The following is a 25,911-nucleotide window of genomic DNA, read 5'->3' as shown; positions in this document are numbered from 1 at the left end:
GGACCGGGCACCGTGCACCCGGGACGGCACGCTCAGGCAGCGTCGGCCGCCCGACGCATTTGCGCCACGTCCAGCTTCTTCATCTGCATCATGGCGGCCATGGCCCGGGCGGCGCGCTCCGGGTCCGGGTCGCTGACCAGGTCGACGACACCGGGCGGGATGACCTGCCAGGACACCCCGAACCTGTCCTTGACCCAGCCGCAGGCGGACTCCTGGCCGCCGTCCTTGGTCAGCGTGTCGTAGTAGTAGTCCGCCTCGGACTCGTCGGCGCAGTCGATCATGAAGGAGATCGCCTCGGTGAAGGAGAACTGCGGTCCGCCGTTGAGACCGACGAACCTCTGCCCGTTGATCTCGAACTCGACGGTCATGACCGATCCCGCCTCACGAGGGTTCGCCTGCGTGTAGCGGGCGATCCGGCCGAGCCTGCCGTCCTTGAACACGGACACGTAGTACTCGGCGGCCGCTTCCGCGTCTCCGTCGAACCACAGACACGTGGTGAAACCGTTGCCGCTCATCTCTGCCTCCAGGCCGGTGTGCGCACGGTGGATACCGTTCCTCACATACAGACCGGCCCCGGGCCCGAAATTCATCGGAGGGCCCGGGGCCGGTCTGCGTTCAGCCGGGATTTCGCCCGTACGGTCTACTTCGCGGGCGCCGCACCCATGGCGAGCATGCGGTCGACGACGCGCTCGGCGGCGTTGCCCTCGTCGAGGTCGCAGAACTCCGCGCGGAACGCCGCCCGCGCCTCGGCGTACTGCGCCCCGACCTCGTCGGCGTTGCGCACGGCCTCGATCAGGCTCGCCGAGTCCGCCAGCAGCGGGCCGGGCGCCTTCTCCTCCAGGTCGAAGTTGAAGCCGCGCAGCGTGCCGCGGTAGTGCTCCAGGTCGTACGTGAAGAGCAGGATCGGCTTGTCGGTGAGCGCGAAGTCGAAGATCGCGGAGGAGTAGTCCGAGATCAGCACGTCGGCGACCAGCAGCAGGTCGGCGGCGTCGGGCCAGCGGGACACGTCGATGACGAAGCCGTCGCGGACGCCCTCGCGGACCTGCTCGGTCACGTGGTGGTGGCCACGGACCAGCAGGACGTGGTCCTCGCCCAGCTCACGGCGGGCCTGCTCCAGGTCGATCCGCAGGTCGAGCTTGTAGCCGCCCGACCAGCCCTCGCAGTTCTCCCGCCACGTCGGCATGTAGAGGACGACCTTCTTGCCCTCGGGCAGGCCGAGCCGCCGCCGGACGTCCGCGATCCGCTCGGCGTCGGGCCGAACGAGTGCGTCCGTACGCGGGCTGCCGGCCTCGATGACCTCGCCGTCGTAGCCCAGGGCGCGCTTGAGGATCGGGGTGGCGTAGGAGCTCGGGGAGGCCAGCAGGGACCACTGGGCACTGTCGTGCTCCAGCCCCTCCAGGATCTCCGGGCTCGTGTAGTAGTCGTGCACGAAGTCGTGCCCGATCTGCTTGATCGGCGTGCCGTGCCAGGTCTGGACGACGACCTGGCCGGCGCGGCGCTGGAAGAGCTGCGGCACGTTGTCGTTGGTCACGAAGTAGCGGGCGCGGGCCAGCACCTCCCACCACTCCACGCTGCCGTACTGCACGGCGCGGGCGGTCGACGGAACCTCGGCGCGGCCGTCGCGGACCAGCCAGATGTGCTCCAGCTTCTCGCCGCGGCGCACGAGCTCCTCGTGGATGGCGCGCGGCGAGTCGCCGGCGCCGTGCCCCTGGAAGGTGTCGTAGACCACGATGTCCTTGACCGGCAGGGCGCGCTGCGCCGGGTAGGTCTCGAACCGGGCGACGCGCTGGGCGAAGTTCGAGCGGTCGTGGGGGCTCAGCAGCGGGTCGGCAACCAGCACCATGCGGTCGTGGAAGCGGGTCTCGATCCGCATCCGGCGGCCCTGCGTGCTGAAGGGGTGCGGGCCGGCGAAGAGCAGGCCCGGCCCCATCTGCACGGGAGCGCCGCGGTCGACGCCGAGCAGGCCCGCGGTGGTTCCGCCCTGGGCGGCCGGGCGCAGGGTGGGCCACCAGCGGCCCTCGGGGATCGTGGTCCGGCCGGCGTACGCCTCGGGGAGCACGGGCTGGAAGGTGGTCTCGAAGGCGTCCCCGTCACGGGTGACCGGGTAGCTGAACTCCACCCCGTGCGCGTTGTGCAGCACGAGCTCGTAGGGCTCGTCGGCGGGCGCCACGAACCGGCCCCGCAGGGTCACGGTGCCGTCCTCGGCCTTCACCTCGTCGACGAGCGGCGGGGAGGGCTGCACGGAGAGGGTCAGGTGTCCGGTGGTGCCGCGCTTGGCGAAGAGGGCGCGGTCGCCGTCCTCGCCGGGCAGGGGCAGGACCAGGCCGTTGAAGCCGCCGCGCTCGTCGTGGACCAGGCGGTGCTCGATGCCGTCGGCGCCGAGCACGGAGAGGCTCCAGGGCTCGGGGGCCCACTCGCCGGGCTCGACTTCGGCGTCGGGTACGGCGGCCAGCTCGGCCAGCGGGACGCGCGCGGTGAACGGGACGCGGCCGGAACGGGCCGCGGCGGTCTCCAGCGGGAAGCTGAGGACGGCGCCGGTGGTGACGTGGACAGCCCGCAGTGCGGACGCGGCGCCGGCCTCGGCGGAGAGCTCGCCGGTGATCTCGACGGCGTCGTCACCGGCGGGGTGGACGTCCAGGGCCCGGGCACGGGCGATCTCCACCTGGATGGTGAGGGCACCGGAGACGGCCGGGACGATCCGGACGTCGGGGGCCACCCAGTACGGGGGCGGGTTCTGGCCCGTGTCGTGCTCGCCGCCGCGCAGGCGGGCGCGGTGCAGGCCGCCGGCTCCGGTGACGGCGATGGACGTGGTCCATATTCCCTCGCGCCACTTGCCGCCCGACTGGAAGATCGAGGGGTCGACGGTGGCGGTGAAGCCGGCCCAGTCGGCGTGCCGCAGGGCGAGGTGCGGGGCCTTGACGGTGGCCATCGGGGAGGCGACCGTACGGGTGCTGACGACGGAGCGGCGGCGCTTGCCCCCCTCGCGGAAGACCAGCATCTTGCGCGAGCCGAGGCGGCTCTCCGCGCCGAGGTGGCCGGGGAGCGCGTAGCCGCGCAGCTGCAGCTTGCCGTCGGCCCAGGCCGCCTGCTCCAGACGGCTGACGACCCGGCGCTCGCGCGGGCCGAGGGTCAGGACCTTGGCGGGGACCGGCGGGCGTCCCTGCAGGAAGGGGTAGTCGGCCTGCGGGCGGGCGAGGCCCTTGACCGGCACGCTGTAGTGGTAGTCGCGCTGGTGGTGCAGGAGCGCGATGAAGTCCTCGACGCGGCCTTCGCCGGCCAGGTAGGCCTTGAGGCGGTCGGCGACGGTCAGGTCGGGCCAGGGACCGGTGCCGATCTCGCGGACGAGCCCGCCGACCTCCTTGACGAAGGCGGCGCGGAAGTCGGCGCCGCCCTCGGCGACGTACTTGTAGATGAGCGGAAGTTCCTCGCTCAGCACGTTGTAGTCGTAGTCGCGCAGGTAACGGACGTACTTGGCGCCCTGCTTGGCCTTGAGGGACTCGCGGACCAGGCGGACGGACTTCACGCGGTCGATCAGGGAGATCGGGTCGGTGGAGCGCTGGGTGATCGAGCGCTCGCCGGTCTCGCGGACGCGCCAGTGGTAGACGCAGTCGCTGATGATGTCGACGCTGGACGCGAAGTAGTGCGCGGGGATGCTGACCGGGGCGTCCTCGTAGAGGATGCCCTCCGGGTACTGGAAGCCGTGCTCGTCCCAGAAGGTGCGCCGGTAGACCTTGTTCCACGCGGTCCGGTCGGTGACCAGCGCCGGGAACTTGGAGATGTGGGTCTTCAGCTGGGTCTTGGCGAACGCGGCCCGGTGACCCCAGGACTGCTGCATGCCGACGGAGCGGAAGCGCTTGACGTTACCTCCGGCGAAGTCCGAGCCCGTCTCGTCGAGGGCGTCGATCATGCGCTGGTAGGCGTAGTCCGGCATGGTGTCGTCACTGTCGACGAACGCCAGGTACTCGCTGTCCGGGTGGGCGTGGCGGGCACCGACGTTGCGGGCGGCGCCGAGGCCCGCGTTCTCCTGCATCACGACGCGGAACCGCTTGTCCCGGGCGGCGAAGGCCTTGGCTATGACGGCGCTGGTGTCCGTGGACCCGTCGTCCACGAGGATCGCCTCGAAGTCGCCGAAGGTCTGAGCGGCGATGGATTCCAGGCACTCGTCGAGGTAGAGCTCGACGTTGTAGACGGGGACGACGATGCTCAGGCGCGGGGGCATGGGTGGCGGGTTCTCCAGCGTTTTGTGCTTTACCGATGATCAGCTGCTCACAGCATCCTACTAGGTGGCAGAATCATGAACTCCTCCCTTATCGGGCATACCACAGCTGATCGCCGGGGCGGACGGCAAAGATTTAAGCCGCCCGCCACCTCGACGTCGCGGTCCCTGGTCAGACCTCCAGGTCGGCCTCGATCTTCTTCAGCTGGTGGCGGGCCATCGCGAGGTTGGCCCGGCCCTTGTCGAGGGCGAGGTAGAGGAAGAAGCCCGAGGTGCCGCGGCCCTTCAGCAGACGGATCAGGTGGTACTGGCTGCCCAGGGTGATGAGGATGTCCTCGATCTCGTCCTTGAGGCCGAGCATCTCCATCGTGCGGACCTTGGCCCGGACCACGTCGGTGTTGCCGGCGGCGGCGACCGCGAGGTCGAGGTCCTTTCCGCCTCCGACGGTCCCGAGGGCCATGCCGCTGCCGTAGTCGACCAGGGCCGCGCCGAGCGCGCCGTCGATCGTGGTGGTGGCTTCCTTGAGGGTGGTCTCGACGTTTGCCATGAGGGGTTCCTCTTTCCTCGTTCGTCGTGTCGTTCGTTGCGTCGTTCGTCTGGTCGTTCGCTGGGGCGGTGCAGGTTCCGGTCCGGTCCGGCGGAATCGTCCGGGGGTCAGGTGGGGGGAGCGGGGGGCAGCGGGGGCAGGGGCGGGACGCCGGAGCTGCGCCGCCCGAGGATGTGGTCGATCAGCTCGGCTATCCGGAGGCTGGAGCGGCGTGCCTCCAGGTGGAGGCGCCCGACGTTGACGCGGGGCTCCGCGGTCAGGGTGAGGACGGCCGCCATGCCCGCCGCGTAGGTGGCCACGTATCCGTCCTCGCCGCGCACCAGCAGTTCGCGGAACGCGCCCTGCCCGGTGCAGTCGCTCAGCCGCTGGGCGACCCCGAGGGCGGCCGCGGTCAGGGCCGCGACGGATTCGACCTCGGCGGCGGCGCTGTCCTGGGCGAGGACGAGGCCGTCGGCGCTCGCGGCGAGCGCACCGGTGAGCTGGGGTACCCGGGCCCGCAGCCTGCGGAGCTCGGCGAGTATCTCGGCCTCCGCCTCGGGGGGCACCGTACTCATGTCGGCCTTTCTCCTTTCGGGCTGCCTCCGCTCGGAGCGGTCGGCGCGCAGGGCCGGTCGCAGCGGGAGCCTCACAGGCTTGCCTCCAGTGCGTCGCGTAACCGGCGGAGCAGCGCCACGTCCGGGGATTGGGCCTGGGTCATCCAGTCGGGCAGGGGTACCGCGACCGGCGGCGGAGCCGGGGTGTGCGGGGTTTCGACCAGTCCGGCCGCCGCGAGGCGCCGTACGTCGAGCAGTGTGTGGAAGGCGGGCCGGCCCAGCACCCATGCGAGGTCCGCGGGGGTGCGCACGCCGTCGGCCGCGCGCAGCAGGATCCGCTGCCGGGCGCTGACCGTCTGGCCGGGCGCGGCCGCCCGGGGCACCACGGGGGCGGTGTCCAGCAGCGGGTAGGGCCAGACCGCGTCGAGCAGTTCCCGGCGGCGGCGCGTCTCGCGCTCGATGGCGGCGGCCGGAACGGAGCGGACCGAGCCGATCCAGTGGGTGGCGCCGCGACGGAACCGGGAGGGCCCGCTGCCCGGGGACAGCGCGAAGAACGCGGCGTCGAAGATGGCCGCGAGGTGGCAGATCTCCAGCTCCCCGCCGGCGAGCCCGCCACTGTCCACGAGGAAGCGGGCGACCTGGCGGCGGGCGCCGGCCCGGTCGACCGCCTCGCGCCAGCGCTCGGGGGCCAGGCCGCCGCCGGTGGTGAGCAGGACGTCGAGGCCCGGGGTTGCCGGGCTCTCGGCGTGGACTATTCGGCCGTCCTCCAGGAAGAGGGTGCCGCGGTCGCGGAGCAGGGCGCCGGTGGCGCGTTCCGCGGCGAGCCGGGTGAGGAGCGGGGAGACGGCGGCGAAGGCGTTCGCGGCCGGGGCCGGGGTGGTCATCTGAGCACCAGCCCTTCGGCCAGGGTCCTGAGTCTGTGGCGGGCCAGCGCGAGGTTGCCCTCGGTGCGGTCGAGCCACAGGTGCAGGAAGACGCTGCTGTCGAAGCTCGTGTCGACGAAGCGCAGGACGTGGTAGCCGCTGCGGGTCGTGACGATCAGGTCCTCGACGGGCGGTCCCGCCGTGTCATCGCCCGGCGCCGCGGAGGCGAAGGACTCGTACTCGGCGGCCGCCCGGGCCAGCTCGGCGGTCTCGGCGGCGGTGGTCTCGTGGTCGCCCACGGGCGACTCCCCGGCGGTGCCGAGGGCCAGTCCGCTGCTCCAGTCGACCAGCGCGGCCCCCCGCGCACCAGGCAGGGCCATGGCTTCGAGCAGGCATTCGTCGATCCCGGGCACGCGGGCTCCCCTCCCGGCCGGATGTGCTGTTTGCACGGTCGTACGGCGCGACAGGAGGGAACTTACTCAACTTCCACAGTACGAAAGGGCGTTCTGGCATTTTCCGCTGGAACATGCCATGCAGCACGTGAGACCTTGGCCGGAACGCGTCGATATTTGATCACGAAGCGAGCGGAAGATCGTCCGCGAGGCGGAAAGAGCCGCCCTCGCGCTGGACGTAGCCCTCGTGGCTGAGGGTGCGGAGCAGGTGGTAGACGGTGGGCAGGGGGATCCCGGTGACCCGGGCGAGCCGTTTGGCCGTCGCCCCGCCCTCGGCGTACATCGCTTCCACGAGGCGCAGTGCGCGCTGCACGGAACCGATCAGAGTGGGTGCGCTGTCCTTCTGAGTGTGGTCGGTACTCATGATGAGTCCCCCTGCTCGGTACGAGGCCTGGCGAACCCATCAAAGTCGTTCACCGGCCGCAAAACCAGCTGACTCGCGTAAACCCGAGCATAAGATCACCGGATACCTCCCGGTCGGTACCGGTGCGGCCCGGTACGCCCCCGGTTCCGCTAACGCGTGCACGTCACGTACGCCCGGAGGGGGGTGTCCTCGATCAGCCGGCGCGGCAGCGACAGCCCGAAGCGGTGTTCCGGGACGGCGAGGGTGGCAGGCCGTGTTCCACGGCGAAGGACCAGTCGCCCCACCGGCCGACGCGGGCCACGCCGTCCCCGTCGACCGTCTCCGTGACCATGCTCCAGGCGTCCGGCGCGCCCAGCGGCCCGGGCCGGACCCCCGGGAGCGCGCCGAGCCGCGCGGCGAGTTCATCGGGACCGTCAGTCCGCGGACCGCTGCGGGAGGAGTCGCTCGACCATCGTCTCGATGAGCCCCTCCACCGGGTGGGCCTCCAGCATCGCCGGCGCGGTCAGGTCGTCCACGATCAGGCCCAGCATCGCGAGGTACAGCAGGACCACGCCCTGCCGGTCCCCGGGCAGGCCCGCCTCCAGGTGCCAGGCGATGTTCGCCTCCAGCTCCTCGCCCTGGAAGCCGGCCAGTTCCGCCTGGAGTTCGGGACGCCGGGTGCCCTCCAGCCGCAGCTCCAGCATCGCGATGTGCACGCTGCGCTCGCGCCGCATCCGCTCCAGCAGCCGGGCCAGCAGCACCTTGGTGTCCGGCGGGCCCGCCAGGTCCTCCGGCTCCGGGGTCAGCCGTTCCCGGGTGCGGTGCAGGATCTGCACGAGCAACTGGGCCCGGTTGGCGAAGTAGTTCGAGGCGGTGCCCGTGGGCACACCGGCCTCGGCGTCCACCGCGCGCAGCGTCAGGCCGCGCGAGCCCTCGCGCGCCAGGACTTCGATGGCGGCGTCGAGCAGCGCGGCGCGGCGCTGCGGATTCTGGCGCATGGGCGGTCCCTGGGGGGTGGGTGCGGCACATCGCGTGAGGCACATCGGTGATCACTGCAAGTGCAGTGATTCGCACACGGTAGCGGATGTGCCGTCTCCGGGCCCTCCCCACCGTCCCCTCCCCCGTGTCAGGCTGCCCGTCATGGAGCGGATCATCGAGGAGATACGCGAGGACCTGTCCCGCCGGCTCGCCGTCGCGGCGGACCGGCTCGCCGACCGGACGCTGACCGAGGATCCCGCCTACGCCGCCCTGCTCGGCCGGGCCGAGCTGCGCGAGCGGATCCACCACCACCTCCGCCAGGCCGTCGAGGGCCTGGTCCGCAGCTCACGGGGGCTTCCCGTCGAGCTGGCCGACGCCCGGGCCACCGGTGCGCTGCGGGCCGAACAGGGGCTGCCGCTCGCCTCCCTGCTGCGCACCTACCGCCGCGGCGGCCGGCTGCTCTGGCAGACCCTCACCGAGGCCGTGGCCGCGCACGACCGGGCGGCGCTGCCCCGGCTGCTGCCGGGTGCGCCCGCGTTATGGGACGTCCTGGACCAGATGACGGACGCCCTCACCGAGTCGTACCACCGCACCGAGGCCGTGCGCGCCGACCGCGACAGGGAGCGCCGGGCCGCCCTGCTGGACGTCCTGCTCAACGGGGCGGCGCCCGACGGGGGGCCGACGGCCTCGGAGGCCGCGGCGCGGCTGGGATTGCCGGAGCGGGGCCGCTTCGCGGTGGTCGTCGTGGGTTCCGGCGGCGAGGGCCCGGCCGCCGCCAAGGCCGGGGCCTCCGCTCCGCGCGTGCTGTGGCGGATCCGCGGCGACGGGGAGATCGGCCTGGTGGAGCTGGGCCACCATCCGCTGGAGTCCGTACGGGAGCTGCTCGCGCCGCTCGGGCTGCGCGCCGGGGTCAGCCCGGTCGTCGGGGCGGCGGCCGAACTGGCGGGAGCGCACCGGCTGGCGGCCTTGGCGCTGCGCACGGCTCCCGAGTCCGGCGGTCCGCGCACCGCGCTGCTGGACGAACGGCTGCCGGCCGCGCTGGTCGCCGGCCAGGCCGAACTCGCGGGCCGACTGCGGCAGGTGGTGCTGGGCCCGGTGCTCGCGCTGCCCGCCGAGGACCGGCGGACCCTGCTGACCACCCTCGGGACCTGGCTCGCCTGCCAGGGCTCGACCACGTACGCCGCGCAGCGGCTGTACTGCCACCGCAACACCGTCTCCAACCGGCTGCGCCGCCTGGAGCAGCTCACCGGCCGCTCCCTCACCGACCCGCGGCACGTGGTGGAACTGGCGCTGGCGCACGCGGCGGTGGTCCAGCACGCCGCGGCCCCGCAGGCGGCGGGCCCGCACGCGGCGGGCCGGGCCTCCGCGGTCCGGCAGGCCGCCGGGGAGGCGCCTACCCCTCCCGCCCCGCGGGCCGGGCGGACTTCGCCGACTCCAGCAGGTACGGCACGTCGATCACCGCGACGCCCGGCGTGAACAGCAGCCGCGCCTTCAGGCGCAGGGCGTTCTGGTTGTGCAGCGGCTGTTCCCACCAGTGCCCGACGACGTACTCCGGGATCACCACCGACAGCACGTCCGTGGCGTCGCCCGCGGCCAGTTCCTGGACGTGGGCCATGATCGGGCCCACCACCTCGCGGTAGGGCGAGTGCAGGATCTTCAGGGGGAGCCCCGGATCGTGCGCGGCCCAGGCCTCCCGCAGCCGGGCCGCCTCCCCCTCGTCCGCGGCGACGGTGACCGCCGTCAGGGTGTCGGGGCGCAGCCCCTGCGCGTAGCCGATGGCCTTGAGCGTCGGGGCCTGCACGGCGGCGACGAGCACGAGGACGTGGTGGCGGGCCGGCTTGCGCGGTGTGACGTGGGGGTCCACGGCGACCTGCCGGGCGACCTGCTCGTAGTGGCGGCGTACGCCCTTCATGCCGAGGAAGAGCAGCGGCATGGCGATGACGACGAGCCAGGCCCCGTGCGTGAACTTGGTGAGCAGGACGATGACCAGGACCAGCGCGGTCAGGGAGGCGCCGACCGCGTTGATGGCGCGCCTGCGGTGGATGTGGACGCGCTCCTCGGGCGGGGTGGCGGGTGAGGCGAGCTCCTTGCCCCAGTGCCGGACCATGCCGGCCTGGGAGAGGGTGAAGGAGACGAAGACGCCGATGATGTAGAGCTGGATGAGGCGGGTCAGCTGGGCGTCGAAGGCGACGATGAGGGCGATCGCGGCGAGGGCGAGGAGGACGACGCCGTTCGAGTAGACGAGCCGGTCGCCGCGGTTGGCGAGCTGGCGGGGCGCGTACTGGTCCCCGGCCAGGATCGAGGCGAGCATCGGGAAGCCGTTGAAGGCGGTGTTCGCCGCGAGGATCAGGACGCCGGCGGTGACGGCCTGGAGCAGGTAGAAGAGGAAGTGCCAGTTGCCGAAGGTGGCGCGGCCGATCTGGGCGAGGGCGGTGGAGGTCGCGGTGCCGGGCGGCAGGCCCAGTTCGGTGGGGTCGGCCGCGACGTGTACCTGGTACGACATGGCCAGGGCCGTGATGCCCATGAACATCGTGGCCGAGAGCGCGCCCATCGCGGCGAGCGTGGTCGCCGCGTTCTTCGCCTTGGGCTTGCGGAAGGCGGGCACGCCGTTGCTGATCGCCTCCACGCCGGTGAGCGCGGTGCAGCCGGAAGCGAAGGCGCGCATCGCGAGGAAGACCAGGGCGATGCCGGTGTAGGTGCCTTCGGCGGTGATCGGCAGGTGGGCGGACTCGGCGCGGATGGTCTCGCCGGTCCCGAGGCGTACGGCGGCGACGGCGAACATCAGGTAGATGACGAGGACGAAGCCGTAGGTGGGGATGGCGAAGACCCGGCCCGACTCCCGTACGCCGCGCAGGTTCATCAGGGTGAGCAGCACCACGAAGGCGACGGACAGGGCCACTTCGTGGTCGTTCAGCGAGGGAATCGCGGAGGTGATGGCGGAGACGCCGGAGACGACGGAGACCGCGACGGTCATCACGTAGTCGACGAGCAGGGCGCTCGCGGCGGTGAGCGCGGCGGTCTGGCCGAGGTTCTCCGCGCTGACGACGTACGCGCCGCCCCCGCCGGGGTAGGCGTGGCAGGTCTGCCGGTAGGAGGCGACGACCACCAGGAGCAGGAAGACGATGGCGGCGGCCGCGTACCAGGTGAGGTGGAGCAGTGCGACGCCGGCGAGGGCCAGGATCAGCAGGATCTCCTCGGTGGCGTAGGCCACGGAGGAGAGGGGGTCGCTGCAGAAGATCGGCAGGGCGAGCCGTTTGGGCAGCAGGGTCTCGCCCAGGCGAGCGGTGTCGAGCGGTTCACCGACCAGCACGCGTTTCGCATTGATTCGCCTCATTGAGGCATGATCGTCGAATATTTTCGCCGATCAGCCCTTTTGCGGCTTGTGTCACCCTGCGAGCTCCTCCGCCCGGTGGGCCAGCCACAGGTCGTGGCGGGCGCTCGGGGACTGGAGCAGGGAGCGCTCCAGCAGCACCTCGATACGGGTCAGCCGCTTGCGGGCGCCCGGCACGGAGACGCCCAGCGCCGCGGCCGTCGCCGCGAGTTGCGCGTCGTGCGCCAGCCAGGCGCGGATCGTGGCCCGGGCGCCCGGCGGTGCGTCCGGGCCGCTCAGCGCGCTCAGCTGGGCGCGGGCCCAGGCGGTCACGCGCGGATCGCGCAGCACCGCGTCGAGACCGGGGGTGGCCGCCGCCGCGGCCGCCGCGTTCCCCCGCCACGCTCCCGGGGTCAGCCGCAGCGCCAGCGAGAGCGCCGCCTGGTCGCCGAGGCGCGCGAGGTCCAGCCCGAGCAGCGTCTCGACCAGCCGGAGCCTGGCGGCGAGGGTGTTGCGGTGGATCTTCAGCAGCCGCGTGGCGTGCGAGGTGAAGTTCAGCCAGGCGTGGGCGGTGGCGCGCAGTTCCTGTCCGCCGGGGTCCTGGGGACGCCGGGGCTCGTACGCGTGCAGGGGCGCGAGCAGGGCCTCGGCCCAGTCGGCCCCGGCCTCGTGCGCGGCGAGCACCAGCTCGGGCCCGGGCCCGAAGCGGGCGTGCCGCTCGCCCCGCTCCCGGGCCACGGCCAGGGCGTGGAAGGCCTGGTGGTAGGCGGCCGGCGCCTCGCGCAGGCACAGCTCCCCGCTGACCCCGACCGTGCAGTCCGGGGCCACCGCCACCAGCGCCTCGGCGAGGGGGTCGTGGCCGGCGGACACCGCGGCCGGCCCGGCCGGGACGAGCACGATGAGGTGGCGTACGTAGACCGGACAGCGCACGATCCAGGCCCGGCCGTCCGTCAGCTCCTCGCACCGCCGCGCCACTTCGGCGCGCCGGCCGGCGCGGCATTCGACGAGGTACATCCGCATCGGCTCGGGCAGCGAGGGCCCCAGCGCCTCGGCGATCTGGTGGGCGGTGGAGAGCCGCCCGTTCATCAGCAGGTGCAGCACCGCCTCACGGGCCCGCGACTCGGCGAGCGCGGCCCGCTCCTCCCGCCGCGCGGCCTCCTCGGCGCGCAGGACGAGCGCCAGCGGTACGACGGCGTCCGCGAGCAGGGCGGCGGCGTCGGGGTGGTGCGGCTGTTCCAGTACGGCGGCCAGCGCGCGCCCGCCGTCCAGCGCGAACAGCAGCGTGGCGGAGCCGGGGGCGTGCAGGACGGCCGACCGTACGCCGCGGGCGCTCAGCTCGGCGGCGCCCCGCACGGCGGTCGCCGGTCCCCGGCCCCGCCCGGCGTCCACGACCCCGGTCCATCCGCCGAGGCGGGCGGAGAGCCACTCCAGCAGCGCGGCCGATCCTCCGGCGTGGGCGAGCCGGTGCAGCTTGAGGACGTCGTCGGACCGGGACACCGGCGCATTCAACCACCCGCCGCTCACTGTGCGCTGTGATACCCGTCTCGCCCGCTCACTGGGCACGGCGGACCCTGCCAACGTCCGCCGGGCCGCGTAGGTTTGACCAAGAGCGGCCGGATCCCGGCATCCACGGGGGAAGACCGGGGTCCGCCGCCGCTCACATCCTGGCGGCCGCGCTGCGGATGGCCTCGCGGATCCGGAAGTACGTGCCGCAACGGCAGATGTTGGCGATGGCGTCGATGTCCTCGTCCGTGGGCTCGGGGGTGCGCTTGAGCAGGGCGACGGCGGCCATGATCTGGCCCGGCTGGCAGAAGCCGCACTGGGCGACGTCCTGTTCGAGCCAGGCCTCCTGCACGGGGTGCAGTTCGTCCCCGCTCGCCAGTCCCTCGATGGTGGTCACCGACTTGCCCGCGCACGCGGAGACGGGCACCACGCACGGACGGACGTCGACGCCGTCGAGGTGGCTGGTGCAGGCCTTGCAGACGTCCACACCGCAGCCGTACTTGGGGCCGCGCACTCCCAACATGTCGCGGAGCACCCACAGCAGGGGCAGGTCGTCGGGCGCGTCCACGGTGACGCTCTGCCCGTTGACGGTGAAGGTGTGCGAGGGCACGGCGTACTCCTGGATCCGGAACCGGCGAGGGGTGAGGGGCTGGCGGGGAAGGGGCTAGCGGGGATAGGGGGTGAAGTCGACGTCGAAGTCGAGGGGGAAGCTGCGCGGCTTGGAACCGGTGGCCCGGGCCCAGGCGTTGGCGATCGCACCGACGGCGGCGGGCACGCCGAGCTCGCCGGCCCCGCCCGGCTCCTCCCCTGTCGCGGGCAGCACGAAGACCCGTACGTCACGCGGGGTGTCCCGCTGCTGCGCCCAGTGGAACTGGCTGTAACTGCCCTCCAGCGGCAGGCCCTTGTCCAGGTGCAGACCGGCCCGCAGGGTGGTGGAGATGGCGTCGGTCAGGCCGCCGATCATCTGGGCCTCCAGCCCGCGCGGGTTGACCGGCAGGCCCACGTCCACGGCGATGACCGCCTTGGTGACGCGGACGCGCTCCGGGTCCCGGGTGTCGATCTCGACGAGGCACGCGGTGCGGGACTTGTACTCCTCGTGGAAGGCGATGCCCTGCGCACAGCCCGCCTCCATCGGCCGCCCCCACTCCCCTTCCGTGGCCACCCTGTCGAGTACGGCGCGCTGGGCATCGGTCTTCAGGAAGGTGCGGCGGAAGCGGTAGGGGTCCCGGCCGGTGCGCGCGGCGAGTTCGTCGACCACGATCTCCTCGGCGCCGCGCGTGTTGGCGGAGTACACCGAGCGCCAGGATCCGGTGGGGATGCCGGTGGGCACCTCGGTGAGCGCCTGGGTGGTGAGGCCGAAGTGGTACGGGGACTTCACCGTGGTCAGGAACAGGGTCTGGGCGAGGGTGGCGTTGCCGATCCCCAGCGGCAGGCTCGCTGCCGTGGCGGTGATGATCTCGCCGAGCCCGTGCCGGAAGTCGGTCTCGGCGGCGGCGACCCGGTGTTCGAAGCTGAGGACCTCCCCCAGCAGGTGGGTGGCCCGGATCTTGTGATGGGTGGCGGGGCGCATCCGGCCGTGCCGGGTGTCGTCCACGCGGGTCCACATCAGCCTGACCGGGCGGCGGCAGGCCTTGGAGACGCGGGCGGCCTCCAGGGCCGCGTCGAAGAAGAGCCGCCGGCCGAAGGAGCCTCCCGCCTGGACCACGTGCACCTTCACCTTGTCCAGGGGCAGGCCGAGATCGGCGGCGATGGTCTCGCGGGCCACGATCGGGGACTTGAGGCCGGACCAGATCTCGGCGCGGTCGTCGCGCACATCGGCGATGGCGGAGTTGGTCTCCATCGGGGCGTGACTGACGAAGGCGAAGTCGAACTCGGCGTCCACGTACGGGGTCAGCAGCGGCGGTACCAGCAGTGGCGGGGTGGCGGCGCGCAGCTTGGCGCGGATCTGGGTGTCGGACAGCTGGTCGGCGGGGCCGGGTCCCCAGGTGACCTGGAGGGCCGCCTTGGCGGTGATGGCCTGCCCGAAGGTCTCGGCGACGACGGCGACCCCGGTGGGGACCGTCACCACGTGCAGGACGCCGGGCATGGCCCCGACGGCGGCGAGGTTGGCGACGGCGCGGACGGTGCCGCCGAGGGTGGGCGGGCGGCGCACCACGCAGGGCTTGGCGCCGGGCACGTCGAGGTCGAGGGTGTACTGCTGCGCGCCGGTGACCATGGCGCGGGCGTCGACGCGACTCGTCGGCCGGCCCACGAGCGTGTGCTTCGCGGTCTTCTTGGGGGTGGCGCCGAGGACGACCAGGCCGGGGTCGGCGGCGGCCGCGGCGAGGGAACCGTAGTCGGCGGTGCGGCCGTCGGGGGCGCGGACGGCGCCGTTCGCGGTGGTCAGTGACGCCGCGGAGAGGCCCCAGCGGCGGCCGGCGGCCGCGACGAGGCGGGCCCGGGCGGTGGCGGCGCACTGGCGGACCGGCCCGTAGAGGGAGCGGATCGAATTGGAGGATCCGGTGAGCTGGTTGAAGAGCAGCTCGGGCCGTGCGTCGTCCAGTTCCACGCGTACGTCGGCCAGGGGCGCGTCGAGTTCCTCCGCGACCAGCATGGCCACCGCGGTGGTGAGGCCCTGGCCTGCCTCCTCGCGGGGCAGCCGGAAGCGGACGGTGCCGTCCGCCTCCACGGCGAGCGCCAGCAGGGCGGAGGTGGGCGCCCCGGCCAGGATGAACAGGTCGCCGAGGTCGATCACGTCGGCGATGGCGGGCAGGGACGGCACCACGGCGTGGGCGGGCTGCGGGGCGAGCGCGTCGGCGCCGGCGCGGGTGACGAGGGCGAGGGTCGGCGCGGCCACGAGGTGGGTGAGGAAGGACCGGCGGCTCTGCCCGGCGGGGCGGGTCGGCCGCGTGTCGCGGTCCTGCCCGGCGGCGTGGTCGGACCCGCTCATGTTCGTTGTGTCCCCACGCTGCGCGGGCCCGCCCGTGCGGACCTCCCCCGGTTCGTTACCGGCACGTAGAGTAGCGACCCGCCGGTGCGGTGGGAAGCCTGTGCTCCGCCTTGACGCGCGGCAGGCGGTTCCTCCGTTCGGGGGTATCTCGGTGAGGCCCGTTGATCCGGGCCCGGTACGAGTACGGCGGCCGGCCGGCCTCGCACACCTCGGCCGTACGATCGAGCGGCGGCCCGCGGAGGGCCGGTTTCCGGCCGCGGCCGACACCCCGCTCCGGCCCCGACCGGCAGGTGCCGCTCCCGCCCCGCGGAAGGGCACTGACCGGATCCGTTCGCACACGAAACAGCCGCCGCCAGGCCTACGGCATATGCCACAAGCAAGAACGTTGCGGATGTTGCCAAACGCCTTACACGCCGTCGCGCCCTGTGCAACAGTCGTTACCGGTCCTTCCTTCAGACTTGGCCGTGCCGCGCCTGTATCGGAGTTCTCATGCCGTCCCACCTGTTCGCGGACCGTTCCGCGCAGCCGCCAGAGCCGGGGTCGGTGGACGCGCTGATCTCTCAGACCCGGCGGCTGCGGGGAGAAGTGGACGCGGTCCGCCGCGACACCGTCGTGGACGACGACGACGCCCAGGGCCGCTGGCAGCGCGCGCTGTGCGATCTCGCCGTCCACCACCTCGACGACCTCCGCGAGCACCTCGACCAGCTCAAAGAGGGCCTGCCTCCGGCACCCGAAACCGTCGAGCTCCCCCAGGCGGCGCCCGAGGCCGGGCCCGAGGCCCAGACCCGCGTCGGCAGCGCCGAGTGGAACCTGCTGACGGACGAAGTCAGTTGGTCCGACGAGCTGTTCCAGATCTTCGGGCGCTCACCCGAGGCCGGCGCGCTCCCCCTCGACGAACTGGGCTCCACCCTGTTCTCCGAGGACCAGCCGCTGCTCACCGCGTGGGTCACCGCCTGCCTGGTGGACGGCAAGCCGATCGACGGCGAGTTCCGCATCGTCCGGGCCGACGGCCGCGTCCGGACGCTGCACATGAGGGGCGAGCCGGTACTCGACTCCGACGGCTGCACGGCCTCCATGTGGGCCGTGCTGCGGGACGTGAGTGAACTGCGCCGGAGCCAGCGTGCGGTGCGCGAGTCCCGTGACTCGCTGCAGCGCCAGCGGGAGATCGCGCAGACCGAGCACCGGCTGGCGGTCGAGCTGCAGGAAGCCGTGCTCCCCCCGTGGCGCGGCTCCCTGCGGTTCCCGCACAGCAGCGCGGGCACGCTGGACGTGGCCGCCCACTACCTGCCGTCGGCGACCAGCGCGCTGATCGGCGGCGACTGGTACGACGCGCTCGAACTCCCCGACGGATGCTCGATGCTGACGGTCGGTGACCTGACCGGGCACGGGGTGACCGCCACCTCGGGGATGGCGATGATGCTGGGCGCCCTGCGCGGGATGGCCATGGCGGGGATCGAGCCCGGCCCGCTGATGGGCTGGCTCAACCAGCTCCTGGAGACCTCCGTGCAGCCGGCGCTCGGCTCGGCCGTGTGCTGCCGCTACGATCCCGCGCGCCGGGTGCTGTCCTGGGCGCAGGCGGGCCACCCGGCACCGCTGCTGTTCCGCCGCGGGTCGGGCCGGTCCCTGCTGCCGCCGGAGGGCGTCCTGCTGGGCGCGACTTCCGGAGCCTCGTACGGACAGGCCGAGGAACGGCTCGAAGTCGGCGACCTGTTGGTGCTGCACACGGACGGACTGACCCCGCGCAGCATCGAGTTCAGCCGGGCCGACGGCACCGAGCGGCTGCTGGCGCTCGCGCCGCGGTTCTCGGCGGCGAGGTCGGCGCAGGACTGCGTACGGATCGTCATCGAGGAGTTCGGCGAGAGCGAGCGGGAGGACGACGCCTGCGTGCTCGTGGCCCGCGTGGGCGGGTAACGGCGACAACCGCACGGGCTTCAGGGCCCACGGCCTCAGGGGCCGCGCCGGAAGGCGCGGCCTTTCTCGTCTCCGTACACGTACACGGCGTGGGGGGGCACTCGGGGCGGACGGGAGCCGGCGTGGGACTACACCCCCGTGGTGCGCGGCGCCGGGCTGTCCGGGAGGGCCAGCTTGATCTCCTGGCGCAGGTCCTCGATGCGCGCGTAGCCGGAGTACTGGGCGGTGAGCCGGTACATCTCGCGCAGCCGGTCCCAGGTCCGGTGCGAGGAGGTCTCGTTCATCGAGACCAGGGCGAGGCGCGCGTAGCGGTCGGCCTGTTCCGGCTCGTCGGCGATGAAGCAGGCCGAGGCCATGGAGATGTAGTCGAAGATCTGCGAGCGCTGGTAGCCCTCGCCGCGCAGCCGCAGGGCCTCGCGGGCGTGGCGCGCGGCGATCGGCGCGGCCGAGGCGTCGTGGTCGGCGAGGGTGCGGTAGGCGAGGGCCTGCATACCGTGCAGGTCGGCCTCGTCGAAGTGCTGCATCCAGCTCGGCGGCGGCACGTCGCCCTTGTCGGAGACGAACAGCTCCTCCGCCTCGCCCAGGGTGCGGCGCATGGCCTGGCCCTTGCCCATGGCGGCCTGCGCCCAGGCCTCGATGGTGTGCAGCATGGCCCGGGTGCGCGGCAGGGTCTGCTCGCCCGAGCCCGACTGGGCGAGCTTCATCAGGTCCAGGGCCTCGTTCGGCTTGCCCAGGTGGACCATCTGACGGGCGGCGCGGGACAGCGCCTCGCCGGCGCGCGGCCGGTCGCCCCCCTCGCGGGCCGCGTGCGCCGCGATGACGAAGTACTTCTGCGCCGTGGGCTCCAGGCCCACGTCGTGGGACATCCAGCCCGCGAGCACGGCCAGATTGGCCGCCACCCCCCACAGCCGCCGTTGGAGGTGGTCGGGGTGGTGGTAGGCGAGCATCCCGCCGACCTCGTTGAGCTGGCCGACGACGGCCTTGCGCTGGAGACCGCCCCCTCTGGAGGCGTCCCAGGCGCGGAACACGTCGACGGAGCGCTCCAGGGCCTCGATCTCCTGGGAGCCGATCGGGGCCGCCTCGTAGCGGTCGTATCCCGCGGGATCGGCCTGGAAGGCCTCCCCGAAGTGCCGCGCCTCCTTCGCGCGGGCGGGGTCGGTGTGCAGCCAGTCGTACATGGCGTTGCTGAGGGCGGAGCCGGCGGTGAGCACGGCGCCCGCGCCCATCAGACCGCGACGGTTGAGCATGAGGTCCATTCCCGTGAATTCGGTGAGGACCGCGGCTGTGCGTTCGGGCGCCCACGGCATCCCGTCGGGGTTCTCACGAGCCCCTTCCGGCTGCCTTCTGGAGGTGCGCCGCTGCCGTACGAACCCGAGGTCCTCGATGGTCACGACACGACCGAGCCGCTCGGTGAACAGTGCTGCCAGTACCGTGGGCACCGGTTCGCGCGGGGTCTCCCCCATGTCGATCCAGCGCCGCACCCGCGAGGTGTCGGTGGCCAGCTGGGGGTGGCCCATGGCCGCCGCCTGCCGATTGACCATCCTCGCCAGTTCACCCTTCGACCAGCCGGCCAGGCCGAACAGGTCGTTCAAGCGGGTGTTCGGACCTTTGCTCACGTCAAGCCCCCAGGTTCTCGGCTGAGTTGACAGTAGCCCCCCGTCAGATGCCCAGCGACTATTCGCCAGGCTTCGCCAGGGCACGCCCGATGGTTCGCCACCTCGCGCCGGGTGTCAGGTAGGAATGCGCCTCCCCGACCCGGTCACCGGCGGAACTCCCCAGGGTGAAGCACGGGATCCGGCGGGGCGGCGTACGCAACTCGTCGGCGCACGAAGGGATCCGTATCACCATGTACGCAGCAACGTCCTCCGTGTCCGCACCGGTCCGGCCGCACCGCACGCTCCCGGCGGGCGGCGGCCCCTACCTCGAACCCGGCCGCCCGTCGGCACCGGTGCAGGGCACCGTCCGGGCGCGGCGCATGCCGGGTACCGGGTCACAACCCGTCAGCGGCAGAATCGACCTCTCGGGGCCGCAGGGGGCGCAACTGCGCACCGCACTCGCCTCGGTGCAGCGGATCTGTCCGGAGTTCGCGCCCGTGCAGGTGCTGCGGCGCAGCGGCCGCTCGGTCCTCTTGGTGGGCACCACAGGGCGGATGACCGCCGTCGCGAAGGTTTTACTGGACCACTCGCCTGAATGGCGCGAGCGCTACCGGCACGAAATAGCGGCATACCGGGCCTTCGTCCGGCACCGCCCGCCGGTCCGGGTGCCGCGGCTGATCGCCGCCGACCCCGAGAACTGCACGCTGGTGGTGGAGCGGATGGCGGGCCGGGTCGCGGCCCTGCAGCGGCACCCGGTGGAGCCGCCGCCGCGGGTCGACCTGCGGGCGGCCCTGGGCGCGGTGTGCCGGGTCAACCAGTGGCGGCCGCCGGCCGAGCTGTTCGGTACCCCGATGAACTACGCGCGGCGGATCGCCCGCGACTACGAGTTGGGGCTGCTGACCGACCGGGACCTCGGCGATCTGCAGAAGCTGCTGCACGGCGTGAAGCTGTCGGGCACGGCGCTGCAGTTCAACCACGGTGACGCGCTGCTGTCGAACCTGCTGCTGTCCCCGGCCGGTCCGGTGCTGCTCGACTGGGAGCACGCGGGCTGGTATCTGCCGGGCTACGACCTCGCCACGCTGTGGACGGTCCTGGGCGACGCCCCGGCCGCCCGCGCCCAGATCAGCCGGCTCGCCCAGTCGGCGGGTCCGGCCGCGCGGGACGCCTTCCTGGTCAATCTGATGCTGGTGCTGACCCGGGAGATCCGGATGTCCGAGACGGCGGTCCAGCGCTCGATGCTGGCGACCGCCCCGACGCAGCCGCTGCCGGCGGGCTCGCTGTCCTCCGGTGAGGAACAGCGGCTGCTGCTCCGGCGCCTGCACGACGACGCCGGGATGGCGCGCAGGGCGGTCCGTGCGGCGGTCGGCACGCGCTGATCCGCTCGGCCCAGGCGCCCTTGCACGCGAAGTCCCGTGGCCCCCACCGCCACGGGACTTCGCTCGTTCGCGGATGCACAGACAGCCGGGGCTGCGTGGGCGGCTCCCCGGCTGCGCGGTGCGGTCGCGCCCCGATGTCCCGTCGGGCTCCGTTAGCGTGGGGAGACGATCGACGGGAGGCGCTGATGAAGTCCGGAGTGCGCAAGTGGGAGGCGGTGCGGGAGTTCGCCCTCGGCCTTCCGGAGGCGGTGGAGGACCATCCCTGGGGGCCCGAGGACTGCGTGGTGAAGGTGAACAAGAAGATCTTCGTCTTCCTGGGCAACACCGACGGGCCGGGGCAGCCCGGCCTGTCCGTGAAGCTCAAGGACGAGGCACTGCACGGGCACGCGATGGCCGCGCCAGGAGCGGAGCCCACCGGATACGGCCTGGGCCGCTCCGGCTGGGTGTCCGTCCCGCTGGCGGAGAAGGGGGCGCCCTCCGTGCAGGTGCTCTGCGAGTGGGTGGAGGAGAGCTACCGCACCGTGGCCCTCAAGCGGCACGTGAGGGAACTGGACGCCCGGATGGGGGCGGAGGGCTGAGCGCTCGGTCGTGGGGCGTGCGCCGGATGCCTTGACATCACATGATCCCCCGAAGACCTTTTCTGACTCAGCATCAGACGAGCTGGAGCCACTCCCCGTCCTCCCCACACCGCTGGAGCCTGCCCATGTACGCAAGCGCTTCACGCACCTCCCCCGGAACCCTCCCGTCGAGACGTACGGTCCTCGCCGGTACGGGGACCGGGGTGCTCGCCGCCACCGTGCTCCCCTCGGCCGCGGCGCGGGCCGCCGCCCAGGACGGCCCCCAGCTCGGTGAGTTCGACGTCGTCGTCGTCGGGTCCGGGGCCGCCGGGATGACCGCCGCGCTCACCGCCGCCAAGCGGGGGCTGAGCGTGCTGGTCGTCGAGAAGGCCCCCACCTTCGGCGGTTCGGCCGCCCGTTCCGGGGCCGGCATCTGGCTGCCGAACAACTCCGTGATCCTGGGCGCCGGCGTGCCGGACACTCCGCAGAAGGCGGCGGCGTACCTCGCGGCCGTGGTCGGACCGGAGGTGCCGGCCGACCGCCAGGCCGCCTTCCTCTCCAACGGTCCGCGGATGCTGGACTTCGTGATGGCCAACAGCCCGCTCAAGTTCCGGTTCATGGAGGGGTACAGCGACTACTACCCCGACCTGCCGGGCGGACTGCCGAACGGCCGGTCCATCGAGCCGGACCAGCTCGACGGCAACGTCCTCGGCGCCGAGCTGGCCCGTCTGAACCCGGCGTACATGCCCGTCCCCGCCGCAATGGTGGTCTTCAGCCAGGACTACAAGTGGCTGAACCTCGCGGCGGTGAGCGCCAAGGGGCTCGCTGTGTCCACCGAGTGCCTGGCGCGCGGCACGAAGGCGGCGCTGTGCGGGGAGAAGCCGCTGACGATGGGCCAGTCCCTGGCGGCCGGGCTGCGCGCGGGGCTCCAGCGGGCCGGGGTGCCGGTGTGGCTGAACAGCCCGCTGGTCGACCTGGTCCAGGAGGGCGGCACGGTCACCGGCGTGGTGGTGGAGAAGGAGGGCGTACGGGGGACGGTACGGGCCCGGCGCGGGGTGGTCGTCGGCTCGGGCGGCTTCGAGCACAACGCGGCGATGCGGGCGCAGTACCAGCAGCAGCCGATCGGCACGCAGTGGTCGGTGGGCGCGAAGGAGAACACCGGCGACGGGATCCGGGCTGGGCAGCGGGCCGGGGCGGCGCTGGCTCTGATGGAGGACGCGTGGTGGGGGCCGTCGATCCCGCTGCCCGGGGAGCCGTACTTCTGCCTCGCCGAACGGACCCTGCCGGGCGGGCTGATCGTGAACGCGAACGGGGCGCGGTTCGTCAACGAGGCGGCGCCGTACAGCGATGTGGTGCACGTGATGTACGAGAAGGACCGGGGCGCCACAGGTTCCCACATACCGGCCTGGCTGATCGTGGATCAGAACTACCGCAACAAGTACCTGTTCAAGGACATCCTGCCGACGCTCGTCTTCCCCGATGCCTGGTACCAGGCGGACGCGGCGAAGAAGGCGTGGACGTGGGACGCGCTGGCCGGCCAGATCGGGGTTCCGGCGGGCGCGCTGAGGGCGACGCTCAACCGGTTCAACGCGCAGGCGTGGAGCGGTACCGACGCCGACTTCCACCGGGGCGACACGGCATACGACCACTACTACACGGACCCGAACGTGCACCCGAACTCGTGCCTGGCGCCGATCTGGGCCCCGCCGTTCTACGCGTTCAAGATCGTGCCCGGGGACCTCGGGACGAAGGGCGGCATCGTGACGGACGCGCGCGCCCGGGCGCTGCGGCCGGACGGCTCGGTGATCCGGGGCCTGTACGCGGCGGGCAACGCGAGCGCGGCGGTGATGGGTCACAGCTACGCGGGGGCCGGGTCGACGATCGGGCCCGCGATGACGTTCGGCTACGTGGCGGCGAACGACATCGCGGACGCGTGACGTCCCGGCGCAGAGGTCAGGGCGAGAGGGTCTAGCCCTGCTGGAAGAGCTCGGCGGGGAGCGGCTTCAGGAGGGCGTAGAGGTCATCGGTGATCGGGCGGTCCCAGCTGGCGATGGTCACCAGCACGTTGTCACTGCGGTCGAACTGGACGCAGGAGATGCGGGACTCCGACAGCTTGATCTTCCGGACGATGAGGAGGTTGTCGCCCTGCATGACGGGGCAGTCCTCGACGCCGGTGACCTCGACGTCCTCGTCGTTCTCCAGGGCGTCGAGGAGCTGGGCCACCTCGAAGGGGACCTCGCCGTCGGAGAGCTCCCGGGCAGGGGAACCCTCGGGGAGGTTTCCGATGATCATCGCGGGGCCGCGTCCGCCGAACAGGTCGTAGCGGAGGAAGACACCCTGGCAGCTGCCGTCGGGCGCGGGCAGCAGCCCGGCCCCGAGATTGCCCGGCCAGTCCCCCGGGTCCATGGCCAGGACGTCGAAGTCCGGGCCGGCGGGTGTGGCGGCGCGGTGGCGGCGGAGGAAGGACATGCCGCCATGGTACGTGGCCGCACGGGTTTTCCGGCCCGGGGCCCTGATCCCGGCGCCGTCCGGGTATCGCGCGCGCCGCCCGGCCCGGGCGGCCCCGGGCCGGCCGCTCAGACCGGGGGAACGAGGGTGAACCAGCGCGGGAGCAGGGTGGCGTCACCGGCCGTGGCCCGCAGGGGTGGTGGCGGGCGGGCTCCGGGGCGGTGGGGCCGGGCTTCAGCAGGACCTCGTCCGGCGCGAAGACGACCGTCCAGGATTCCGGTCCGTCGGTATGCCGGAAGCGGTACCCCTCACCATGGCCGGCGGGGGCCGCCTTCCAGGAACGGCGGGCCGGCGCCATGACCTCGAAGGTCTGGGTGACGGCGTCCGCCGCGACGGCCGGGTCGAGCGGGCCGGGGGTCCCCGTCGCGGACTGCGCGTCCCAGCGGTGTACGGCCGGCTCGGTCAGCTGCATCCGCAGCCAGAAGCCCGAGGTCTGCTCGGCCGACCAGGTCCACACCGGGGTGTCCGGGCCCGGTCCCGGAGCAAGCACGCGGGCACGAGGGGCGAAGGCCTCCGGCGCGACACGCCGAGCGGCGGGTACGAATCAACCCGATGCACATCGGACGGCCAGGTAATCTGATCATGACCATCTGAACAGGTTCAACAACACTGGGGGGCCGGTGTACCGTCACCGTGTCATGATCTCCGCCGCCGTCGTCGCGGCGGCCGTCGGTCTCGTCGTACCGAGCACGGCCCATGCGGCCGGGCCGGCCGCGAACCACACACAGGACGCGGGCAAGAAGCTCGCGGCAGCCGTGGAGGAGGCGACGAAGACCGCCACCTTCAGCAGTCCGCCCGAGCGGTCCGTCCGCACGACCCCCGCCACCGCGTCGGCCGCCGGGGGCACGCCGGCCGCGACTGCGGACCACTACGTCGGTCTGGTCACCACCGGATCCGGTGCGCGCACCATGGACCTCTCGACCTGGGTCGCGAGCGAGAAGCTCGACGTGTTCACGGTGACCGTCGACTGGGGCGACGGTCAGACGGCGGCTCCCGGGTTGTCCCTCACGGACGAGTTCCTGCGCTTCAAGCACACGTACGCCAAGGTCGGCACCCACAAGATCACGGTGACGGCCACCGATTCGCTGACCAAGACGACCGTCACCAACAGCGTGGACGTCGTCGTGGCGGGCTCCGACTTCACCCCGCACGCACCCACCCGGCTGCTGGACACCCGGGACGGCACGGGGGCCCCGTCGTCCCAGCCCGTCGCCGCGTACGGAACCACCCGGGTGAAGGTCGGCGGCAACAGCGGCATCCCCGAGGGGGTGACCGCCGTGGCCCTCAACATCACCGCGACCGGCGCCGCCTCCGACGGGCACATCGCCGCCTACGCGTCCGGCACCGAGGAGCCGACCACGTCCAACGTCAACTTCACCGCGGGGCGGTCCGTTCCGAACCTGGCGATCGTGCCCGTCGGCGCGGACGGCTACGTCGAACTGGTCAACCGCAGCCCCGGCTCGGTGAACCTGATCGCGGACGTCACGGGCTACTTCGCCCGCGCCGCCTCCAGCGGCTACACCCCGATGGTCCCGTTCCGTCTCGTCGACACCCGGGACGGCCAGGGCGCCGCCCAGGGCCAGGTCGCCGGGCAGGGCTCCTTCGGCGTCCAGGTCGCGGCCCAGGGCGGGCTGCCGGCCACCGGCATCACGGCCGTCGCCCTCAACGTCACGATCACCGCCCCCAAGGACTCCGGCCACCTGACCGTCTTCCCCGGCGGGCAGCAGGCTCCGATCACGTCGAACGTGAACTTCACGGCCGGCCAGACGGTCGCCAACTCGGTGATCGTGCCGGTGGGCCCGGACGGCAGGATCACCATACGCAACGGCTCCTGGAGCCCGACCGACGTGATCGTGGACGTGACCGGCTACTACAGCGCCGACGGCAAGGCCGCCTACCTGCCGCTCGCGCCGGAGCGCCTGTACGACTCGCGGAAGTACTTCTGGCCGGTGCACGGCCAGGACTACTGGTGGGAGTCGCTGTTCGAGCCCAACGTCACGCTCGCGGGCGCGGTGATGAACACGACGGTCACCAACACGCAGGGCAGCGGCCACCTCACGGTCGCCCCCGACCCGAACACCCGGGACGCGTACGGCCAGAGCAAGGCCATCCGGCCGACCCCGCCGAACTCCTCCAACCTGAACTGGACGAAGGGCGAGACCGTCTCGAACCTGGTCCAGGCGAGCACCGGCAAGAACGACATCGTCGACTTCTGGAACCGGGGCTGGGAACCGGCCGACCTGATCGTCGACCTGTTCGGCGTGTACGCCAAGAACTGACGCGCACTCTG

The 25,911-nt window shown here is 72.6% G+C and carries 20 protein-coding genes; 6 read left to right on the top strand and 14 right to left on the bottom strand.

All coding sequences use genetic code 11. From position 1 onward, the window contains the following. Positions 1-32 precede the first annotated feature (32 nt). The 8 genes from IF88_RS0120995 to IF88_RS0120955 all read right to left on the bottom strand — a co-directional run bounded on the left by IF88_RS0120995 (position 33) and on the right by IF88_RS0120955 (position 7,952). The gene (locus IF88_RS0120995) at positions 33-515 is read right to left on the bottom strand and encodes a VOC family protein (protein ID WP_030714472.1); all 483 of its coding nucleotides are present in this window, start codon (positions 513-515) and stop codon (positions 33-35) included. 125 nt (positions 516-640) lie between these two features. Next, entirely contained in the window at positions 641-4,219 is a 3,579-nt protein-coding gene (locus IF88_RS0120990; RefSeq protein ID WP_030714469.1) for a bifunctional glycosyltransferase/CDP-glycerol:glycerophosphate glycerophosphotransferase, read from the bottom strand. 169 nt (positions 4,220-4,388) lie between these two features. After that, the gene (locus IF88_RS0120985) at positions 4,389-4,763 is read right to left on the bottom strand and encodes a hypothetical protein (protein ID WP_030714466.1); all 375 of its coding nucleotides are present in this window, start codon (positions 4,761-4,763) and stop codon (positions 4,389-4,391) included. Between the two features lie 107 nt (positions 4,764-4,870). Beyond that, the gene (locus tag IF88_RS40580; protein ID WP_051837241.1) at positions 4,871-5,317 is read right to left on the bottom strand and encodes a roadblock/LC7 domain-containing protein; all 447 of its coding nucleotides are present in this window, start codon (positions 5,315-5,317) and stop codon (positions 4,871-4,873) included. 71 nt (positions 5,318-5,388) lie between these two features. Then, positions 5,389-6,180 carry a hypothetical protein gene (locus IF88_RS0120975; RefSeq protein ID WP_037806494.1) on the bottom strand — a complete coding sequence of 264 codons (792 nt, stop codon included), beginning with the start codon at positions 6,178-6,180 and terminating at the stop codon, positions 5,389-5,391. Next, entirely contained in the window at positions 6,177-6,572 is a 396-nt protein-coding gene (locus IF88_RS0120970) for a hypothetical protein (protein WP_030714451.1), read from the bottom strand. The genes IF88_RS0120975 and IF88_RS0120970 overlap by 4 nt, the downstream gene beginning before the upstream one ends. A 160-nt stretch (positions 6,573-6,732) precedes the next feature. Continuing rightward, a complete protein-coding gene (locus IF88_RS0120965; protein WP_030714448.1) occupies positions 6,733-6,975 on the bottom strand; it encodes a helix-turn-helix domain-containing protein in 243 nt (80 codons plus the stop codon). A 413-nt stretch (positions 6,976-7,388) separates the two neighbouring features. Further along, positions 7,389-7,952: a TetR/AcrR family transcriptional regulator gene (locus IF88_RS0120955; protein WP_030714445.1), complete on the bottom strand. Its 564-nt coding sequence runs from the start codon at positions 7,950-7,952 to the stop codon at positions 7,389-7,391. A 142-nt stretch (positions 7,953-8,094) separates the two neighbouring features. On the opposite strand from IF88_RS0120955, the gene IF88_RS40575 reads away from it, so the two are divergent. After that, complete coding sequence (locus IF88_RS40575; protein WP_051837238.1) at positions 8,095-9,408, top strand: helix-turn-helix domain-containing protein; 1,314 nt, start codon at positions 8,095-8,097, stop codon at positions 9,406-9,408. Here the strand turns inward: IF88_RS40575 and IF88_RS0120945 are convergent. The 4 genes from IF88_RS0120945 to IF88_RS0120930 form a co-directional block, all read right to left on the bottom strand. Next, positions 9,326-11,266, bottom strand: a complete 1,941-nt coding sequence (locus IF88_RS0120945) for an APC family permease (RefSeq protein WP_030714439.1) — start codon at positions 11,264-11,266, stop codon at positions 9,326-9,328. The genes IF88_RS40575 and IF88_RS0120945 overlap by 83 nt on opposite strands. A 51-nt stretch (positions 11,267-11,317) precedes the next feature. Beyond that, positions 11,318-12,739: a PucR family transcriptional regulator gene (locus IF88_RS0120940; protein WP_030714436.1), complete on the bottom strand. Its 1,422-nt coding sequence runs from the start codon at positions 12,737-12,739 to the stop codon at positions 11,318-11,320. Positions 12,740-12,899: 160 nt separating this feature from the next. Beyond that, entirely contained in the window at positions 12,900-13,355 is a 456-nt protein-coding gene (locus IF88_RS0120935; RefSeq protein ID WP_030714433.1) for a (2Fe-2S)-binding protein, read from the bottom strand. 54 nt (positions 13,356-13,409) lie between these two features. After that, on the bottom strand, positions 13,410-15,674 hold the full coding sequence (locus tag IF88_RS0120930; protein WP_051837236.1) for a xanthine dehydrogenase family protein molybdopterin-binding subunit: 2,265 nt from the start codon (positions 15,672-15,674) through the stop codon (positions 13,410-13,412). Between the two features lie 489 nt (positions 15,675-16,163). On the opposite strand from IF88_RS0120930, the gene IF88_RS0120925 reads away from it, so the two are divergent. After that, on the top strand, positions 16,164-17,585 hold the full coding sequence (locus IF88_RS0120925; RefSeq protein WP_030714424.1) for a PP2C family protein-serine/threonine phosphatase: 1,422 nt from the start codon (positions 16,164-16,166) through the stop codon (positions 17,583-17,585). Positions 17,586-17,713: 128 nt separating this feature from the next. Here the strand turns inward: IF88_RS0120925 and IF88_RS0120920 are convergent, their stop codons facing one another. Then, on the bottom strand, positions 17,714-19,201 hold the full coding sequence (locus tag IF88_RS0120920) for a hypothetical protein (RefSeq protein ID WP_030714414.1): 1,488 nt from the start codon (positions 19,199-19,201) through the stop codon (positions 17,714-17,716). 230 nt (positions 19,202-19,431) lie between these two features. Here IF88_RS0120920 and IF88_RS0120915 point away from each other — a divergent pair, with 230 nt between their 5' ends. The 3 genes from IF88_RS0120915 (at position 19,432) to kstD (ending at position 23,050) form a co-directional block, all read left to right on the top strand. After that, complete coding sequence (locus IF88_RS0120915; protein ID WP_030714412.1) at positions 19,432-20,556, top strand: aminoglycoside phosphotransferase family protein; 1,125 nt, start codon at positions 19,432-19,434, stop codon at positions 20,554-20,556. Positions 20,557-20,741: 185 nt separating this feature from the next. After that, the gene (locus IF88_RS0120910) at positions 20,742-21,134 is read left to right on the top strand and encodes an MmcQ/YjbR family DNA-binding protein (RefSeq protein ID WP_030714409.1); all 393 of its coding nucleotides are present in this window, start codon (positions 20,742-20,744) and stop codon (positions 21,132-21,134) included. 125 nt (positions 21,135-21,259) lie between these two features. Continuing rightward, complete coding sequence (kstD, locus tag IF88_RS0120905; protein WP_051837234.1) at positions 21,260-23,050, top strand: 3-oxosteroid 1-dehydrogenase; 1,791 nt, start codon at positions 21,260-21,262, stop codon at positions 23,048-23,050. Between the two features lie 31 nt (positions 23,051-23,081). On the opposite strand, the gene IF88_RS0120900 is transcribed toward kstD, so the two are convergent. Beyond that, positions 23,082-23,582: a hypothetical protein gene (locus IF88_RS0120900; protein WP_030714404.1), complete on the bottom strand. Its 501-nt coding sequence runs from the start codon at positions 23,580-23,582 to the stop codon at positions 23,082-23,084. A gap of 677 nt (positions 23,583-24,259) precedes the next feature. Here IF88_RS0120900 and IF88_RS40570 point away from each other — a divergent pair. Continuing rightward, positions 24,260-25,900, top strand: a complete 1,641-nt coding sequence (locus IF88_RS40570; RefSeq protein ID WP_158754478.1) for a hypothetical protein — start codon at positions 24,260-24,262, stop codon at positions 25,898-25,900. Positions 25,901-25,911: the final 11 nt, after the last annotated feature.

The sequence above is a fragment of the Streptomyces sp. NRRL F-2580 genome, from assembly GCF_000720115.1.
GTDB lineage: Bacteria > Actinomycetota > Actinomycetes > Streptomycetales > Streptomycetaceae > Streptomyces.
This window is presented reverse-complemented; position numbering and strand designations above follow the sequence as displayed.